The organism is Edwardsiella hoshinae NBRC 105699 = ATCC 33379 (assembly GCF_000474215.1).
Lineage (GTDB): Bacteria > Pseudomonadota > Gammaproteobacteria > Enterobacterales > Enterobacteriaceae > Edwardsiella > Edwardsiella hoshinae.
In genome coordinates this window covers 43,733-58,670 of sequence record NZ_BAUC01000025.1, presented here as the reverse complement: position 1 = coordinate 58,670, position 14,938 = coordinate 43,733, and the positions used below count along the sequence as shown (strand labels likewise).

The window sequence follows — 14,938 nt, the reverse complement described above, 5'->3', positions numbered from 1 at the left end:
TAGGGGCGTAGTTCAATTGGTAGAGCACCGGTCTCCAAAACCGGGTGTTGGGGGTTCGAGTCCCTCCGCCCCTGCCAGATAAAAAGCCTTCTGTGAAAACAGAAGGCTTTTTTGTTTTCGTCGTGCCCTTACTATCAATAGCCATTTCTTATCATCGCCCAGCAGTCCCAGCAGTCCCATCAGGCACTGCTGGTGAACAGGGGAGGGAGGGAATCCACCATCTGCGCGATCTCCTCTTGACGATCACTATTATGTAACCAAATAGCGTAGACCGGTCTGATTAGCCTCTCGGCCAGCTCTACGCGTTTTAATCCTTTTCCGCTTCTCATGGCCCAGGTTTCAGGGAAAAACGCGCTAGCGTGCGTTTGACGCAGTATTCGTTCGGCAATCAATAGTGAATTACTCTCTAACAAAGGCGGCATGCTATGGCTTGCGGACGTGTGGCGAGAGTGGAAGTCTGCTCCCCAGTCGAGTTGGATGAAAGGCTGTGATTTTTTCGGTGTGCTATCACAACTGGCATACAACGCAAGAGAGAACGTACCAACTTGCTCACTGCTGAATTCATCGGCCTTGGGAATTTCAGTGGCGATCAACAGATCCAGATGACGCTCATGTAATTGACGGATATGCGTGTGGCGCTGACCGCTGCGTATTTCTAACTGTAAGCTCGGATTATCTTGATACAGCTGTGGTAACCAGTCCACGAGTACTGACTCCCAGAGCAGAGTCGGTGCCCCGACGGAGAAGGCTTTATACTGGCCAGCGTTAATCATCTCCTGTTTGGCGAGCAGCCAGGTGTTCATCAAATCTTCGGCATAGGGTACGAGCTTCTGGCCAGCGGGGGTCAGTTGGATATTATTTCGGTGACGGGTGAATAGCTCGGTACCTACTTGATTCTCCAACTGACGAATGCGGAAACTGACAGCAGATTGTGTCAGGTACAGTGATTCAGCGGCTTTGCCGAAGTGGCGGGTACGGCTGACTTCCAAAAAGGTTTTGAGTAATTCGGTATCCACGATTCACCTGCAAAAATTTTTATCATCATGATTTAAATGTTTTGTTTTACAGCTTGTCAAGCCTATCTAATACTCCGCGCCATAAATAGCACGGCCATAGAGAATTAGGAGCGTGTCAGATGCCGGAAAGCTTCCATACCACTCATCGTTTCTTTGATAACAAGCACTATCCGCGTGGTTTTTCACGCCATGGTGATTTCACCATCAAAGAGGCTCAGTTACTTGAGCGCTTTGGGTATGCATTTAATGAATTAGATCTCGGAACCCGCGAGGCTCAGACGGATGAAGAGGCGCTGTTTGTTGCCGTATGTCGTGGTGAGCGTCAGCCGGCAACCGAGGCTGAGAAAGTCTGGGCGAAGTACGTGACCCGTATCCGCCGCCCGAAGCGTTTTCACACGCTCTCCGGCGGTAAACCACAGATGGAAGGTGCTGAGGATTATACCGAGTCTGACGATTAATCGGTTGCCGAGTTATCTTACTCAGATCAATAAGTGAGAAGCGTAACATCACCCTACGCGCAGTATGCTGGTAGGGTGTTTTTTTTGGGGCAGTCTGGGATTGGCGCTAGATGACGTCGTATAACATGTGATAGCGCCAGGAACCCTGGCCCTGCATGTTCAGGGCCTCGCATCGCGGGTGAGATGGTTTTATTCGATATTCTGGATCTGCTCGCGCATCTGCTCGATCAAGACTTTCAGTTCAATGGCCGAAGCGGTGATATCGGCGTTGATTGACTTGGAGGCCAAGGTATTCGATTCGCGATTGAACTCTTGCATCATGAAATCCAGGCGGCGTCCAACGGCCTCTTTCTTCTTCAGGATGGCATAGGTTTCTTTGACATGTGCGTCTAAGCGATCCAGTTCTTCAGCCACATCGATACGTTGGGCCATCAGTACTAGCTCTTGCTCCAGACGATTGTTCTCGAGTTGGACTTGAGCCTCTTCTAGCTTGCTAACCAGACGCTCACGTTGCCATTGAAGGATCTCAGGCATCCGGGTACGCACCTTGGCAACCTCGACAGAGACGGCGTCGAGGCGTTGTTCGATTAATGCTTTGAGGGCACCACCTTCACGCTCACGCGCGTCGATGAAGTCATCGATAGTGCTATCCAGAGCGCTCAGCAGTTCGCTGCTGATGGCATCCAGATCCTGCTCGGCGGCAGCCATTACGCCAGGCCAACGCAGTACGTCCAACGGATTGATCTCGCCTTCGTCGCTCTGGAGTTTGACCCAGTTGGCTGCTTCAACCAGCTGTTTAGCCAGGTTTTCGTTGAGGATGAGCGCGCTTTGTGCGCTGGGATCGAGTTCGAAACGCAGGTTACACTCGACCTTACCGCGGGTCAGACGGGTGCGCAGGCGCTCACGGATCACCGGCTCCAGGCTTCGAAATTGCTCCGGAAGACGGATATAGGTTTCCAGATAGCGTTGGTTGACTGAGCGCAGCTCCCAGGCTGCGCTGCCCCAGTTACCCTTGACTTCGCGTCGGGCGTAAGCGGTCATGCTACGGATCATAGTGCCTGCCTATTACTAAAACGGTGTGTGTTGTCGGGATTATAGCCCCGTGGCGTCCTGCGTGATAGGCATAAGCGGATGAAGGCCGTATAATGCGCAGCCGATTACTGTATTACCTGCGGAGATGAGCTTATGCGTCCAGAAGGCCGAGCAGCCGGACAGATCCGTCCACTGCGTTTGACTCGCCATTATACCAAGCATGCGGAAGGCTCCGTACTGGTGGAGTTTGGCGATACTAAGGTGCTATGTACCGCCAGCGTCGACGAGGGAGTGCCGCGCTTTTTGAAAGGTCAGGGCCAAGGCTGGGTTACCGCAGAGTATGGCATGCTACCTCGCTCTACCCACAGCCGCATGGCGCGTGAGGCGGCCAAGGGCAAGCAGGGCGGCCGTACCATGGAGATCCAACGGCTGATCGCTCGGTCGCTGCGAGCAGCGGTAGATCTGAAGAAATTGGGTGAATTCACTATTACCTTAGACTGCGACGTGATCCAGGCGGACGGTGGTACGCGCACTGCATCCATCACAGGTGCTTGTGTGGCATTAGCCGATGCATTGAACGCTCTGGTTGTGGCCGGTAAGTTAAAAGTGAACCCATTGAAAGGAATGGTCGCCGCTGTATCGGTTGGCATCGTTGCTGGCGAGGCGTTATGTGATCTGGAGTATGTAGAAGACTCGGCCGCCGAAACCGATATGAATGTGGTGATGATGGAAGATGGCCGAATGATCGAAGTGCAGGGCACTGCGGAGGGTGAGCCATTTAGCCATGAGGAATTATTGACGCTCTTGGCGTTAGCCAAAGATGGTATAAGTCAGATCATCCAGGCGCAGAAGGCGGCGCTAGCACAATGATTTTTAGGCGACTGTATTAGTCGCCTTTTTTTTGCCCGAGAGATGGGCATCTCTGGTGTTCACAGACTTTGAAGGAGAAATGTATGAAGGCCTATCAGCGCCGTTTTATTGAATTCGCACTTAGCAAACAGGTTCTTAAGTTCGGCGAGTTCACGCTGAAATCGGGGCGTACCAGCCCCTATTTCTTTAACGCAGGGTTGTTTAATACCGGGCGTGATCTGGCGCTGCTGGGGCGCTTTTACGCGGAGGCGCTGGCCGATAGCGGTATCGCATTCGATGTACTGTTCGGACCGGCATATAAAGGGATACCGATCGCTACCACGACGGCTGTGGCGTTAGCCGAGCATCATGATCTGGATGTTCCTTACTGTTTTAACCGTAAAGAGGCGAAGGATCATGGTGAGGGTGGGACCTTGGTCGGTAGCCCTCTCCAGGGGCGGGTGATGTTGGTGGATGATGTGATCACCGCCGGTACCGCTATTCGTGAGTCGATGACCCTGATTCAAGCAAACGGTGCGGCGCTGGCTGGGGTACTGATCTCCCTCGATCGCCAGGAGCGCGGCCGTGAAGCATTGTCCGCGATCCAGGAGGTCGAACGCGATTATGGCTGTCGGGTGATTTCTATCATCACATTAAGCGATCTGATCCATTATCTGGAGGAGCAACCGGAGATGGCGCCGCATTTGGCTGCGGTTAAGGCGTATCGCGCCCAACATGGCGTATGAGTTAGATGCAGGCCACCTATTGGTGGCCTGCCGTGTATCATTGCAGCTGGCTGGCTAGCAATGGCCAACGCGTATCAAACTCTTGCGTCGGGCGGTAGCGAAACTCGGAGCGGACAAAACGCGATAGCATTCCTTCGCAGAATGCCAGTAATTGGCTGGCCAGCAAGGTTTCGTCGTGAGTAAAGGTATTGCCTTCCCGTAGGCGTCGCTCTTTCAGTACTTGGCGTAGCTGTGCTTCGATGCGCTCAAACAGCTGATTGATGCGGCCCTGTAGGCGATCCTGTTCGAACATCAGCGCATGACCGGTCATGATGCGGGTCAGTCCAGGATTACGCTCGGCAAAGCCTAGGATTAGCAACAGAATCAGACGAAGCCGATTGAAGGTGTCTTTCTCATCTTGCAGGATAAGGTTAATCCGCGAGATGAGCGAGTCTTCGATAAACTCGATGAGACTGTCGAACATCCGTGTTTTACTGGGAAAATGGCGATAAAGCGCGGCTTCTGATACGCCGACGTTAGCCGCCAGCTTTGCCGTAGTGATGCGTTGGCTGCCATCGCTGGATTCGAGCATTTGCGCGAGTGCCTGCAAAATCTCTTCACGACGGTTCCTTTTCGTATTTTCTTTTTCTGCCATGCCTGACAAGACCCTTGCTAAACGGCGAAAACGGATTCCCCACAACAGACACCGCCGCAATGAAGTGCGACGGTGTGATTTGGCTTGATAGCGTTGCGTGCGACGGATTACTGGCGACCGGAGTGGCCGAATCCACCTGCACCACGCGAGCTGTCTTCGAATGACTCTACCAAATTAAAATCGGCCTGCACTACCGGCACCACTACCAGTTGTGCGACGCGTTCGCCAGGCTCTATGGTGAAAGAGGTTTGTCCACGGTTCCAGACGGAGATCATCAATTGGCCCTGATAGTCGGAGTCGATAAGACCGACCAGATTGCCCAGAACGATGCCATGCTTATGGCCTAAGCCTGAGCGCGGTAGGATCATCGCCGCCAGAGACGGATCGGCGATGTGGATAGCCAGTCCCGTCGGTAATAGGGTAGTTTCGCCTGGAGCCAGCACCACGGCGCTATCCAGACAGGCTCGGAGATCCAGACCAGCAGAGCCGGGAGTGGCGTAGGTCGGCAGGGGGAACTGCTGGCCTATGCGCGCGTCAAGGATCTTAACGTCGATTTTTTTCTTCATAGTGTCTGACAATCTCATTGATTAAGGCGCTACCCAGGAGGGATTTACTGCTGAGCGGCAACCGTTTGTCACCCTGGGGCCAAAACAGATGTAACGCGTTAGTATCGCTATTGAAACCCTGTCCATCTTGTGAAACATCATTGGCACAGATCAGGTCAAGGCCTTTACGTACCAGTTTTTGTTTGGCGTATTCTTCCACATTCTGGGTTTCGGCGGCAAATCCTACCACAAACGGGCGCGCTGTGGTCATGGCCGCGACGCCAGCGACGATATCCGGATTTTTCACCAAGGTCAGCGTTAATGTATCGCCTTGCTGTTTTTTCATTTTCTCTGGTGCGATCTGCTGTGCTCGGTAGTCAGCGACGGCGGCACAGGCGATGAAGATATCACTCTCGGTGGCATGGTGTGCAACGGCGGCCTGCATCTCCAGAGCGCTCTGAATGTCGATGCGAGTTACCCCCGCTGGCGTCGCTAGTGTGACCGGCCCACTGATCAGGGTGACCTGTGCGCCACGTCGTGCCGCGGCCTCGGCGATGGCGAACCCCATCTTGCCAGAGCTGTGATTGCTGATGAAACGTACCGGATCCAGCGCTTCACGTGTCGGCCCGGCGGTGATCAGGACACGGTAGGCCGCGAGATCATGAGCCTGGCTGAAGTGGTTATCGATTCGTTCGACCAGCGTCAGCGGATCTAGCATGCGCCCTGGACCGACATCGCCACAAGCTTGTTCACCGTTATCGGGTCCCCAGATTGCCGCTCCACGGCGAGCTAAGAGCGCCAGATTATCCTGCGTGGCGACCGCGCGGTACATCTGTTGATTCATCGCGGGGGCCACAGCGATGGGGGCAGCGCTGGCAAGGCATAAAGTGGACAATAGGTCATTGGCCATGCCTGCCGCTAAGCGAGCGATCAGATCGGCGGTGGCGGGGGCTAACAAGATCAGCTCGGCCCACTTAGCCAGCTCAATATGCCCCATGGAGGCCTCGGCGGCCGGATCGAACAGATCGTCGGCAACGGGGTGACCAGAAACCGCTTGGAGGGTAAGAGGAGTGATGAAAGCCTGTGCTCCGGAGGTCATGACTACGCGTACCTCCGCACCCCGCTCGCGCAGACGGCGCACGATTTCCGGACATTTGTAGGCGGCGATTCCACCGCTGATGCCTAATAGGATACGTTTACCGTGAAGTCCCGTCATGGTGTCGATTCCGTGTGAAGCCCAAAGTGGCAAGATTTTACCATATCTCGTCTCGCCTCGCCGATCCTGCAACCGACTTTGAAATAGTGCGCACAGCTGCGCGTTTTTTGATTTATTTGTTTGTGCTGTTTATTTGTACAGGTATTTTTTTTTATTCATTCGTTAGGGCTGCCGGGAGGAGAGCGAGATGCAAGAGAAGCCAGTTGTTTGGCCGCAGGGATTGCTGCCCAGAGAGAAGTTGCTGCTACTCGGTGCGTCATCGCTTAGTGATCAGGAATTATTAGCACTATTTTTGCGGACAGGGGTGCCGGGGGTGCATGTGCTCCAACTCGCGCAACAGTTGTTGATGCGATTTGGTTCGCTCCAGGGAATATTACAGGCGGATGTCGATACCTTCTGTGCCACACCAGGGCTTGGAATGGCGAAGTTCGCCCAGTTACAGGCTGTGCTTGAACTGTCACGGCGAGTATTACAGCATCGCATGAGCGAAGTCAGCGCTATGACTAGCCCCGATTTAACCGCGCTTTTTCTCCATAATTTGTTCGCTGCGTTAGAGCGGGAAGCTTTTGTCGTGTTGTTTTTGGACAATCAGCATCGTGTTATTCGATCTGAGCAGATGTTTTCGGGTACTATAAACTGTGTGGATGTATATCCACGGGAAATCGTCCGGGAAGCGCTTAAGCTAAATGCAGTAGCGCTAATCCTGGCGCATAACCACCCGTCCGGTAATCCCGAGCCCAGTGTGGCGGACCGTTTGCTGACAACTCGCGTGGTTAAGGCCTGTGCACTGGTGGATATTCAGGTTCTCGATCATATGGTCATCGGCTGCGGTCAGCGGGTTTCTTTTGCTGAACGTGGGTGGATTTAATCATATTTTTTCGCGATCCTGAGGGATCTTTAGCTGTTCGGGTCTTGAGCACATGCGCTCTAGAGCGTATACTACGCCACCTTTGAGAATCTAGGTTGTGGCGTTAAGAGCCTATCTCAGCAGGTTTCGACCTGACTCAGAGTCTACTCGGCGGAGTTTGCCGGGATGGGCTCTAAAGCCTGACGAGGCGGCCACGACCTATACGAAGCTCGAGCTGATTTGATTTTTGGAGAATAGACATGTCCCGAGTCTGCCAAGTTACTGGCAAGCGTCCGGTGACCGGTAACAACCGTTCCCATGCGCTGAATGCGACCAAACGCCGTTTTCTGCCGAACCTGCACTCACACCGTTTTTGGGTTGAAGGTGAGAAGCGCTTTGTAACTCTGCGTGTATCTGCTAAAGGTATGCGTATCATTGATAAGAAGGGTATCGAAGCGGTTCTGGCCGATCTGCGTGCCCGTGGTGAGAAGTATTAAGGAGCTGAATCATGGCTAAAGGTATTCGCGAGAAGATCAAGCTGGTTTCGTCTGCTGGTACTGGTCACTACTACACCACTACCAAGAACAAACGTACCAAGCCGGAAAAATTGGAACTGAAAAAGTTCGATCCGGTGGTACGCCAGCACGTGATCTACAAAGAAGCTAAGATTAAATAATTTTAGTGGATTGGAAAAACCCGGCTCTGCCGGGTTTTTTTTTGCCCATCCATCCCTATCTATAATCATATGCCGTCAATTTATTGAGTGAGGGGCCATGCCTGAATTACCTGAAGTCGAAACGAGCCGACGCGGTATCGCACCGCATCTGGTAGGTCACGTGATCGATCGTCTATTGGTACGCCAACCGCGCCTGCGCTGGCCGGTTCCGGAGGCGTTGATGCTACTGCACGGATGCCCGATACTGAGTGTCCAACGACGTGCGAAATACCTGCTACTTGAACTGACTGAAGGCTGGATAGTCATCCATTTAGGCATGTCTGGCAGTGTGCGCATATTGCCTGCCTCGACGCCGGCACAGAAGCATGATCATATCGATCTATTGCTGACGGATGGCATGATGTTGCGTTATACCGATCCGCGTCGTTTCGGGGCTTGGCTCTGGTATGAGGATCTGTCGACCGCGAGCGTATTGGTGCCGTTGGGGCCAGAACCACTTAGCGATGCCTTCAATACTGAATATCTATTGGAGAGGGCGCGTGGGCGTCGCACGGCGGTTAAACCCTGGCTGATGGACAATAAGCTGGTGGTCGGCGTAGGGAATATCTATGCCAGCGAGTCGTTGTTCAGCGCGCAGATCCATCCGGATCGTCTGGCGGGCTCATTGAGTGCCGAGGAGAGCACGCGCTTGGTGCAGGCGATAAAGGCCGTGTTACAACGTTCCATCGATCAGGGGGGAACCACGTTGCGTGATTTCTTACAGGCGGATGGTAAGCCGGGCTATTTTGCCCAGCAACTACAGGTCTATGGCCGGGCTGGTGAGGCTTGCCTGACCTGCGGCAGTACGATTAAGAGTGGCAAACATGGGCAGCGTACTACCTATTACTGCCCGCATTGTCAGCGTTAGGCGTCTCGTAGGCGCGCGAGTAGCGCTTGCGCAACAGAGGGGGGCAGGAAAGCATCGACATCACCACCGTGACGCGCTACCTCTTTCACCAGTGAGGAGGAGATGAAGGACCATGCCTCCGCTGGCATCAGGAATACGCTCTCAAGTGAGGGCATCAGATGGCGATTCATATTAGCCAATTGCAATTCATATTCAAAGTCGGAGACGGCTCGCAGACCGCGCACCAGAATATCGGCCTGTTGGCGCTGGGCAAAGTGGGCCATTAGGTCGCTGAAGCCCTGGACCTCGACGTTAGGCAGATGTGCCGTAACATTGCGTGCCATCGCTACGCGTTCCGCTAAGGTAAACAACGGACGCTTGCTGGGGCTGGCAGCGATGGCTAGGATCACACGCTCAAACATCTGTGCGGCACGTGTGACGATATCCAAATGCCCATTGGTAAGCGGATCGAAAGTACCTGGATAGATCGCGGTGCGGCTCATGGTAGCCTCTTTTCGGTATAACCGTGCTGTAGTGCCCACAGCTCAGTGTATTTGTTGAACGTGTATTGCGCATTCACCATAGCTAACAGCCAACCCTGCTTACCATCCAGAACCCCGCCACGCAGTAGTAGCGTCTTCAGTAGGGCGCCCAGTGTGTGGCTGAAGATCCCCCAGAGCGAGGTGCGCTTACCCTGGTTATGACGTTCATGCGCCCAGGTGGTGGCATAGTGTAGTTGTTTCTGTTGAAAGCTAGCAAAATCGCGGCAAGTCAGATGCAGCAGGTCACCCGGCAAAGCATGGATCGAGGCGCCATTGCAGTCCAGAGACTCATGGACCTGATGAGCGTTATAGCGGTAGCGCTGGCGCGGATAGAGGCGAACCACCCGATCAGGATACCAGCCACTATGGCGCATAAAGCGCCCGAGGAAGAGGTTACGCCGAGCGATGCTGTAGACCCGCTCGGTGGCGGGTTGCGCCAATACTTGCTGGATAGCATCACGTAATGCCGGCGTGACGCGCTCGTCGCTATCGAGCATCAGGACATAGTCGCCGCTGGCATAGTCTTGCGCCCGTTGGCGCTGAATACCAAATCCTTGCCAGTCATGGTTCTCATAGACCTTGGCTCCAGCCGCGCGTGCGATCGCCTGCGTCTCATCGCAACTGCCTGCATCCAGGACGATGATTTCGTCGGCCCAGTCGATGGAAGCCAGGCAGTCGGGTAATAGCTCGGCGGCATTCTTGCAGATCAGAACGACGGAGAGGCGTGGTGACATGACTTAGTGGCTCCGTAACGGCAGATAGGGCAATAATAGCTGCAATAAGCGCTGTAGGGCGCCCTGATTCTGGTGTAGTACCTCGACGGCATGGCGGCCATACCATAGACGGTAATCTTCATCGGTCAACAGGGTGGTGATCTCGCTGACCAGCGCATCGCTGTCTGCGACGGTGATCAAGCCGTCGGCCTGCTGTAGCTTGGCGCAAATATCTTTGAAATTAAAGGTATGTGGCCCCATCAGTACCGGGATGGCGTGCGCTGCTGGCTCGAGGGGATTGTGGCCGCCTCGTTCTACCAGACTCCCTCCGACAAAGGCCATGTCGGCGATACCATACAGCAACATTAGCTCCCCCATGCTATCGCCGATGACCACTTGCGTCTGAGGTGTGGGGATCAGGCCGCTACTGCGCATCAGGTAGTTGAACCCTCCTTTCTGAGTTAGCTGCTCGGTCTCCTTGAAACGTTCGGGATGGCGAGGAACTAGGATCAACAGCAAATCAGGGAATTGGCTGAGCAAGCGGCGATGTGCTTGTAGCATGATGGCCTCTTCTCCCTGATGGGTACTGGCGGCGATCCAGACTTTACGATGCGGGGCCCATTGGCGGCGTAATGTGACGGCTCTGGCCGCCAGTTCCGGTGTCACGGAAATATCGAACTTGATGCTGCCGGTTACGGCCAGTTGAGCGCGTTTGAGTCCAAGCTCGATAAAGCGTTCGCCATCTTCTTGGTTCTGTGCCGCGATTAGGGTGATTTTTCCTAGCAGACGGCGCATGAAACTTCCTAGCTTACTATATCCTTGAGCCGAACGTGCAGAGAGACGAGCATTAGCGATGACCAGCGGAATTTGGCGTTGATGCAGGGCAGCGATCATGTTAGGCCATAGTTCGGTCTCCATCACGATCACCAGTTTAGGGCGTACGGTGTTTAGGAAACGCCGCATGGCGCCGGGCAGATCATAAGGCAGATAGACGTGATGGACATCCTTGCCAAAGGCCGACATGACTCGCTCCGAGCCTGTTGGAGTCATGGTGGTGACGGTGATCGGCAATGTCGGATAACGGTGGCGCAGCGCGCGTACCAGTGGAATCGCGGCTAACGTCTCTCCGACCGAGACCGAGTGCAGCAAGATCCCACCCGGTACGACCTTGTTACGGCAGAAGCCATAGCGTTCGCCCCAGCGTTTGCGGTAAGCCGGTGATTTACGGCTACGCAGCAGGAGTCTAAGCCAGATCAGGGGCTGAATGAGATAGAGTAAAATCTGGTAGAAACGTAGCAACATGTGAGTTTATTCATCGAGGTCAATTATTCTAATGATACCATAATTAACAGTTGGCGCGTACATCTAACATTCTTAGCGTGCGTTATAGTAGAACTATTTATTTCTGCTTCATTAGCTAGTACTTTTTTCTATTAATGATAAGTATTTTTTAATCACATTAGCGCTATTGAACTTATTATACATTTCCTGTGTAATATGTGGTGGGTTGAACCATGCGAATGTCATTTTTTCAGCAAGTGACTCGGCAGTCAGCTCTGACATATAGATAGATAATTTCCCATTCATGATTTCTGACACGCCGCCTGGACAGTGAGTACTAACAACTGGGGTGTGACAGATAAGAGATTCAATTAAAACAGTAGGCAATCCTTCACTGTCTGAGCTTAATACTACCATTCTGGAATTCTTTATTTCTGGAAGAGGATTGTCTTTAAATCCTGCCAAGATAACTTTATCTTGTATATTTAATGATGAGATTTTTTCTTTTATCTCATTTGTTTTTTTGTCATCCCCTTTACCTAATAGAACTAGCTTTGTAGGTAGATTTGCTATAGCAAAAGCATGTAATAACCGATCGTGTCTTTTGACGTTATGAAAACGGCCAACATGTAGGATATAACTCTCTTCATGTATGATGCTTGGCGCCTGGGACTTTTCTCTTATTTCATTGAAATCGAAGGGGTTGTATATAGTGATTATTTTTTTTGGTTTAACATCCACTTTGTCTACTAAGTCTTTCCCAACCGCATCAGACACACAGATTATATTTTTTTTATTGTATACACATTGTATTTTTTTCTTTTTTATTAATCTTTTTAACCCGCTCTTGTTGCCTAGGTATGATTGTGAAAAAATACCATGAATACAATGCCAAACATTCATTTTTTGTAATAAGCGGGAGCGTGAAACGATACGATCTGTCTTATGTAGACTGGAGATGATTAAATCTGGCTGGCCTAGTTTAAAGAATATTTTTTGCAATAGGCTATCCATTGCTCTGGCTCGGCGAGAAACTTCATTTATTTTTTTTAGACATCCTTGATAATTATCAGGACTGACGAAATAATTAACGCCTGATGGGATTTCATAATCTCTTCTTTCAGCTAATGAGAGAATTGATACAATGTAACCTTGCTTATGTAGTCCTTTCGCTAAGGATAGCGTTACGTTTTCAGCTCCACCACCAGGTAGACCATCAATAATAAAAAGGATATGCTCTGTCATTTTTTAATTACGTCCTGATATAACTCTGTTAGTTGTGATGACATGTTTGCTGGAGTTAGCGTTAGAATCTTACTTCTAGCTTGTTTTGCCATTGGTGAATCCTGCACTTGCGGAGGTAACGCCATGATCGCTGCACGCAGTGCTGCGATGTCCAACGCATCGCAGACATAGCCATTTTCGCCATTACGGATGAACTCGGCACCGCCACAACCTGTGCTGGTGATCACCGGTAGACCGCAGGCCATTGCCTCTAAAATGACGTTAGGGAATGGGTCGTAGAGTGTAGGTAGCAATAAACCGTCGGCCATTTGGTAGAAAGGTAGCGTTTCCGGTTGCATTCCGAGGAAACGTACGCGCTCACTACAATCTAAGGTTTGTGCTAGCGCCTGATAACGTGCCGCCTCTTTATCTTTGCCGACCACCAGTAGGTAACGTGACGTGGGAGCGATTGCCTCAATCGCTGCTCGTAGCCCCTTGCGTTCAAAACCCGATCCGACATAGATCAGACAGGTTGCTCCTTGCGGGATCTGCCACTGGCGACGTAGTGTCACCCGTTGCGTCTCATCAGGCGGTAGGAAGTGTTGATGGTCGATGGCGTTATAGATCACATGGATCTTTTCATCAGGCAGACCGAAATCCTCCATGATCTCCTGTTTAATCATAGCAGCATTACAGATGACGGCGCGAAGCTCTGCGCTCTGGTACATGGCGCGCTCTGCCGCCATCACATAACGATGGTAGCGATCGTGCCACAGGAGGCGGGCTTTCCATCCCGGTAAAATCCGCGCTCGTTGTGCTAACCAGCGCTGGTGGACGCCATCGCCGGCGCGATAAAGGTCGCAACCGGGAATGCGTTCATGGCTTTGTACCAGATCGAAACGCTGCCGCCGCCAGAGTGCGCGAGCGGCATGGGCAAAACCACGCTCGCGACTGATCCGTCCCCATTTCCGTGGATCGCAGAGATGGATATGCCAATTGGGTTTGATCGGACCTTGCCATTGGCGTGTGATGACATTCAGCTCAATGTCGTGACTATCCAGCGCCTCCAGCGCACGTGCAACAAAACGCTCGGCCCCGCCATCCGGGCGATATTTCTGCCGTACTAGGGCTAGCCTAAATTGAGTCATGCCAGTAACCTCTGCGCCGCAGTAATGACGGCATCGCTCGGGATTAAGTCCAAATAACGCTCCTCGGTTTGAGTATTGATGGCATCCGGGTCGGGTAATCGGCCGAAATCGCCAGCCCAGATGACCTCACCTTGCGCTTGCCAGGGGCGCCAAAAGGTGAGTTTTGATGGGCCGAATAGCGCGATTAGCGGCGTTTGTAACGCCGCTGCCATATGCATAGGAACGGAATCGACGCCGATAAACAAACGGGCATGGTCGATGGTCGCCGCCAATTGACGTAGCGAGAGTTGGCCAGCCAAGCTGATGACATTCGCGTCGGGGCAGCCTTGCTGGATCCGATCGATCATTGCCCGTTCGCGTTCATCAGGACCTGAAGTTAACAGGATGTGTTGTCCGCACTGCGATAAGGCATTAATGACCTCACTCATCCGTGCCTCTGGCCAACATTTAAAGAACCAGCGTGAGGTCGGCTGGATAACGATGTAATCCGCGGACCATGACTGGGGAAGAAGGGCCTGCACTTGTTGCCAGTCTTGCTGCGTATAGCTCATGGTGACGCGTGAATCGATGTGAGGTAAATCCAGCGGAGTGAGGATGGAGAGATTTTGCTCAACGGTGTGCAGGTGCCCATGATCCGCTGTGCTGATCAAGTGGGTGTGGCTCTGTCGCCATAGTGGGTGACGGCGCTTTATAAAATCGAAGCCTAGGCGCACGGGAGCTCCGCTGAGCCCGGTAACGATGGCGCTTCGCCATTGGTCGGCCAGATTGACGACCAGATCGTAATGGTGGGCGCGTAGCGTACGTAGTAAACGCCACTCTTGGCCAAGCTGATGGCGTATTCCCTGTTTTTTCCACTGGCGATCGATGCTGTAGATCCAGTGGATGGCGGGGTTGGCTGAGAGCATTTCCCGTGTTTCCGCATACAGTAAAACGTCTATCTTAGCGCTTGGATAGCGCTGCTTTAGCGTATTAATAACAGGCGTAATCAGTAGCATATCGCCATGATGACGCAACTTGATAATCAGAATACGCTGAGGAGAAAATGCGACGGGAAGCGTCGGATTTGATGCCATGCTTTTGCCTTTTCCTGCAGTTTGACCCTTGATTTTAGTGGATAAGGTCGAT

18 protein-coding genes and 1 tRNA gene are annotated in these 14,938 nt (G+C 52.5%); 8 read left to right on the top strand and 11 right to left on the bottom strand.

The features are described from left to right. Position 1: 1 nt before the first annotated feature. Positions 2-77: transfer RNA gene (locus EHO01S_RS12185), tRNA-Trp, on the top strand. 102 nt (positions 78-179) lie between these two features. Here EHO01S_RS12185 and hdfR read toward each other — a convergent pair. Beyond that, positions 180-1,016: an HTH-type transcriptional regulator HdfR gene (gene hdfR, locus EHO01S_RS12180; protein ID WP_024524212.1), complete on the bottom strand. Its 837-nt coding sequence runs from the start codon at positions 1,014-1,016 to the stop codon at positions 180-182. Positions 1,017-1,135: 119 nt separating this feature from the next. Between hdfR and EHO01S_RS12175 the strand changes: the two genes are divergently transcribed. Next, positions 1,136-1,474, top strand: a complete 339-nt coding sequence (locus EHO01S_RS12175; RefSeq protein ID WP_024524211.1) for a MaoP family protein — start codon at positions 1,136-1,138, stop codon at positions 1,472-1,474. A gap of 189 nt (positions 1,475-1,663) precedes the next feature. On the opposite strand, the gene EHO01S_RS12170 is transcribed toward EHO01S_RS12175, so the two are convergent. Further along, on the bottom strand, positions 1,664-2,527 hold the full coding sequence (locus EHO01S_RS12170) for a YicC/YloC family endoribonuclease (RefSeq protein ID WP_024524210.1): 864 nt from the start codon (positions 2,525-2,527) through the stop codon (positions 1,664-1,666). A 132-nt stretch (positions 2,528-2,659) separates the two neighbouring features. Between EHO01S_RS12170 and rph the strand changes: the two genes are divergently transcribed. Together rph and pyrE are read left to right on the top strand one after the other, a co-directional pair. Continuing rightward, the gene (rph, locus tag EHO01S_RS12165; protein ID WP_024524209.1) at positions 2,660-3,376 is read left to right on the top strand and encodes a ribonuclease PH; all 717 of its coding nucleotides are present in this window, start codon (positions 2,660-2,662) and stop codon (positions 3,374-3,376) included. Between the two features lie 83 nt (positions 3,377-3,459). Continuing rightward, positions 3,460-4,101: an orotate phosphoribosyltransferase gene (gene pyrE / locus EHO01S_RS12160; RefSeq protein ID WP_024524208.1), complete on the top strand. Its 642-nt coding sequence runs from the start codon at positions 3,460-3,462 to the stop codon at positions 4,099-4,101. Between the two features lie 37 nt (positions 4,102-4,138). On the opposite strand, the gene slmA is transcribed toward pyrE, so the two are convergent. The 3 genes from slmA to coaBC all read right to left on the bottom strand — a co-directional run bounded on the left by slmA (position 4,139) and on the right by coaBC (position 6,496). Beyond that, positions 4,139-4,735 carry a nucleoid occlusion factor SlmA gene (gene slmA / locus EHO01S_RS12155; protein ID WP_024524207.1) on the bottom strand — a complete coding sequence of 199 codons (597 nt, stop codon included), beginning with the start codon at positions 4,733-4,735 and terminating at the stop codon, positions 4,139-4,141. A 107-nt stretch (positions 4,736-4,842) separates the two neighbouring features. Continuing rightward, positions 4,843-5,301, bottom strand: a complete 459-nt coding sequence (gene dut / locus EHO01S_RS12150; protein ID WP_024524206.1) for a dUTP diphosphatase — start codon at positions 5,299-5,301, stop codon at positions 4,843-4,845. Beyond that, positions 5,279-6,496: a bifunctional phosphopantothenoylcysteine decarboxylase/phosphopantothenate--cysteine ligase CoaBC gene (gene coaBC, locus EHO01S_RS12145; protein ID WP_024524205.1), complete on the bottom strand. Its 1,218-nt coding sequence runs from the start codon at positions 6,494-6,496 to the stop codon at positions 5,279-5,281. Before coaBC ends, dut begins: the two co-directional genes overlap by 23 nt. 187 nt (positions 6,497-6,683) lie before the next feature. Here coaBC and radC point away from each other — a divergent pair, with 187 nt between their 5' ends. The 4 genes from radC to mutM all read left to right on the top strand — a co-directional run bounded on the left by radC (position 6,684) and on the right by mutM (position 8,926). After that, positions 6,684-7,364: a RadC family protein gene (radC, locus tag EHO01S_RS12140; protein ID WP_024524204.1), complete on the top strand. Its 681-nt coding sequence runs from the start codon at positions 6,684-6,686 to the stop codon at positions 7,362-7,364. 239 nt (positions 7,365-7,603) lie between these two features. Then, positions 7,604-7,840: a 50S ribosomal protein L28 gene (gene rpmB, locus EHO01S_RS12135; RefSeq protein ID WP_005290060.1), complete on the top strand. Its 237-nt coding sequence runs from the start codon at positions 7,604-7,606 to the stop codon at positions 7,838-7,840. 11 nt (positions 7,841-7,851) lie between these two features. Further along, positions 7,852-8,019: a 50S ribosomal protein L33 gene (gene rpmG, locus EHO01S_RS12130; RefSeq protein ID WP_005290066.1), complete on the top strand. Its 168-nt coding sequence runs from the start codon at positions 7,852-7,854 to the stop codon at positions 8,017-8,019. Between the two features lie 97 nt (positions 8,020-8,116). Then, complete coding sequence (gene mutM, locus EHO01S_RS12125; protein WP_024524203.1) at positions 8,117-8,926, top strand: bifunctional DNA-formamidopyrimidine glycosylase/DNA-(apurinic or apyrimidinic site) lyase; 810 nt, start codon at positions 8,117-8,119, stop codon at positions 8,924-8,926. Here mutM and coaD read toward each other — a convergent pair. The 6 genes from coaD to rfaQ all read right to left on the bottom strand — a co-directional run bounded on the left by coaD (position 8,923) and on the right by rfaQ (position 14,886). Continuing rightward, positions 8,923-9,408 carry a pantetheine-phosphate adenylyltransferase gene (gene coaD / locus EHO01S_RS12120; RefSeq protein WP_024524202.1) on the bottom strand — a complete coding sequence of 162 codons (486 nt, stop codon included), beginning with the start codon at positions 9,406-9,408 and terminating at the stop codon, positions 8,923-8,925. The two genes, mutM and coaD, sit on opposite strands and share 4 nt — an antisense overlap. Continuing rightward, complete coding sequence (locus EHO01S_RS12115) at positions 9,405-10,181, bottom strand: glycosyltransferase family 2 protein (protein WP_024524201.1); 777 nt, start codon at positions 10,179-10,181, stop codon at positions 9,405-9,407. The genes coaD and EHO01S_RS12115 overlap by 4 nt, the downstream gene beginning before the upstream one ends. Positions 10,182-10,184: 3 nt before the next feature. Continuing rightward, on the bottom strand, positions 10,185-11,462 hold the full coding sequence (gene waaA, locus EHO01S_RS12110; RefSeq protein ID WP_024524200.1) for a lipid IV(A) 3-deoxy-D-manno-octulosonic acid transferase: 1,278 nt from the start codon (positions 11,460-11,462) through the stop codon (positions 10,185-10,187). A gap of 111 nt (positions 11,463-11,573) precedes the next feature. Then, positions 11,574-12,686, bottom strand: coding sequence for a glycosyltransferase (locus EHO01S_RS12105; RefSeq protein ID WP_024524199.1), 1,113 nt, complete (start codon positions 12,684-12,686; stop codon positions 11,574-11,576). Continuing rightward, positions 12,683-13,813, bottom strand: coding sequence for a glycosyltransferase family 4 protein (locus EHO01S_RS12100; protein ID WP_024524198.1), 1,131 nt, complete (start codon positions 13,811-13,813; stop codon positions 12,683-12,685). Before EHO01S_RS12100 ends, EHO01S_RS12105 begins: the two co-directional genes overlap by 4 nt. Further along, positions 13,810-14,886: a putative lipopolysaccharide heptosyltransferase III gene (gene rfaQ / locus EHO01S_RS12095; RefSeq protein WP_024524197.1), complete on the bottom strand. Its 1,077-nt coding sequence runs from the start codon at positions 14,884-14,886 to the stop codon at positions 13,810-13,812. The genes EHO01S_RS12100 and rfaQ overlap by 4 nt, the downstream gene beginning before the upstream one ends. Between the last annotated feature and the right edge of the window lie 52 nt (positions 14,887-14,938).

What these genes read in the sequence shown, in the direction of transcription:
- EHO01S_RS12175 (WP_024524211.1), top strand. Translation starts at nt 1,136, where the DNA reads ATGCCGGAAAGCTTCCATACCACTCATCGTTTCTTTGATAACAAGCAC.
- EHO01S_RS12170 (WP_024524210.1), bottom strand. Translation starts at nt 2,527, where the DNA reads ATGATCCGTAGCATGACCGCTTACGCCCGACGCGAAGTCAAGGGTAAC.
- rph (WP_024524209.1), top strand. Translation starts at nt 2,660, where the DNA reads ATGCGTCCAGAAGGCCGAGCAGCCGGACAGATCCGTCCACTGCGTTTG.
- pyrE (WP_024524208.1), top strand. Translation starts at nt 3,460, where the DNA reads ATGAAGGCCTATCAGCGCCGTTTTATTGAATTCGCACTTAGCAAACAG.
- slmA (WP_024524207.1), bottom strand. Translation starts at nt 4,735, where the DNA reads ATGGCAGAAAAAGAAAATACGAAAAGGAACCGTCGTGAAGAGATTTTG.
- dut (WP_024524206.1), bottom strand. Translation starts at nt 5,301, where the DNA reads ATGAAGAAAAAAATCGACGTTAAGATCCTTGACGCGCGCATAGGCCAG.
- coaBC (WP_024524205.1), bottom strand. Translation starts at nt 6,496, where the DNA reads ATGACGGGACTTCACGGTAAACGTATCCTATTAGGCATCAGCGGTGGA.
- radC (WP_024524204.1), top strand. Translation starts at nt 6,684, where the DNA reads ATGCAAGAGAAGCCAGTTGTTTGGCCGCAGGGATTGCTGCCCAGAGAG.
- rpmB (WP_005290060.1), top strand. Translation starts at nt 7,604, where the DNA reads ATGTCCCGAGTCTGCCAAGTTACTGGCAAGCGTCCGGTGACCGGTAAC.
- rpmG (WP_005290066.1), top strand. Translation starts at nt 7,852, where the DNA reads ATGGCTAAAGGTATTCGCGAGAAGATCAAGCTGGTTTCGTCTGCTGGT.
- mutM (WP_024524203.1), top strand. Translation starts at nt 8,117, where the DNA reads ATGCCTGAATTACCTGAAGTCGAAACGAGCCGACGCGGTATCGCACCG.
- coaD (WP_024524202.1), bottom strand. Translation starts at nt 9,408, where the DNA reads ATGAGCCGCACCGCGATCTATCCAGGTACTTTCGATCCGCTTACCAAT.
- EHO01S_RS12115 (WP_024524201.1), bottom strand. Translation starts at nt 10,181, where the DNA reads ATGTCACCACGCCTCTCCGTCGTTCTGATCTGCAAGAATGCCGCCGAG.
- waaA (WP_024524200.1), bottom strand. Translation starts at nt 11,462, where the DNA reads ATGTTGCTACGTTTCTACCAGATTTTACTCTATCTCATTCAGCCCCTG.
- EHO01S_RS12105 (WP_024524199.1), bottom strand. Translation starts at nt 12,686, where the DNA reads ATGACAGAGCATATCCTTTTTATTATTGATGGTCTACCTGGTGGTGGA.
- EHO01S_RS12100 (WP_024524198.1), bottom strand. Translation starts at nt 13,813, where the DNA reads ATGACTCAATTTAGGCTAGCCCTAGTACGGCAGAAATATCGCCCGGAT.
- rfaQ (WP_024524197.1), bottom strand. Translation starts at nt 14,886, where the DNA reads ATGGCATCAAATCCGACGCTTCCCGTCGCATTTTCTCCTCAGCGTATT.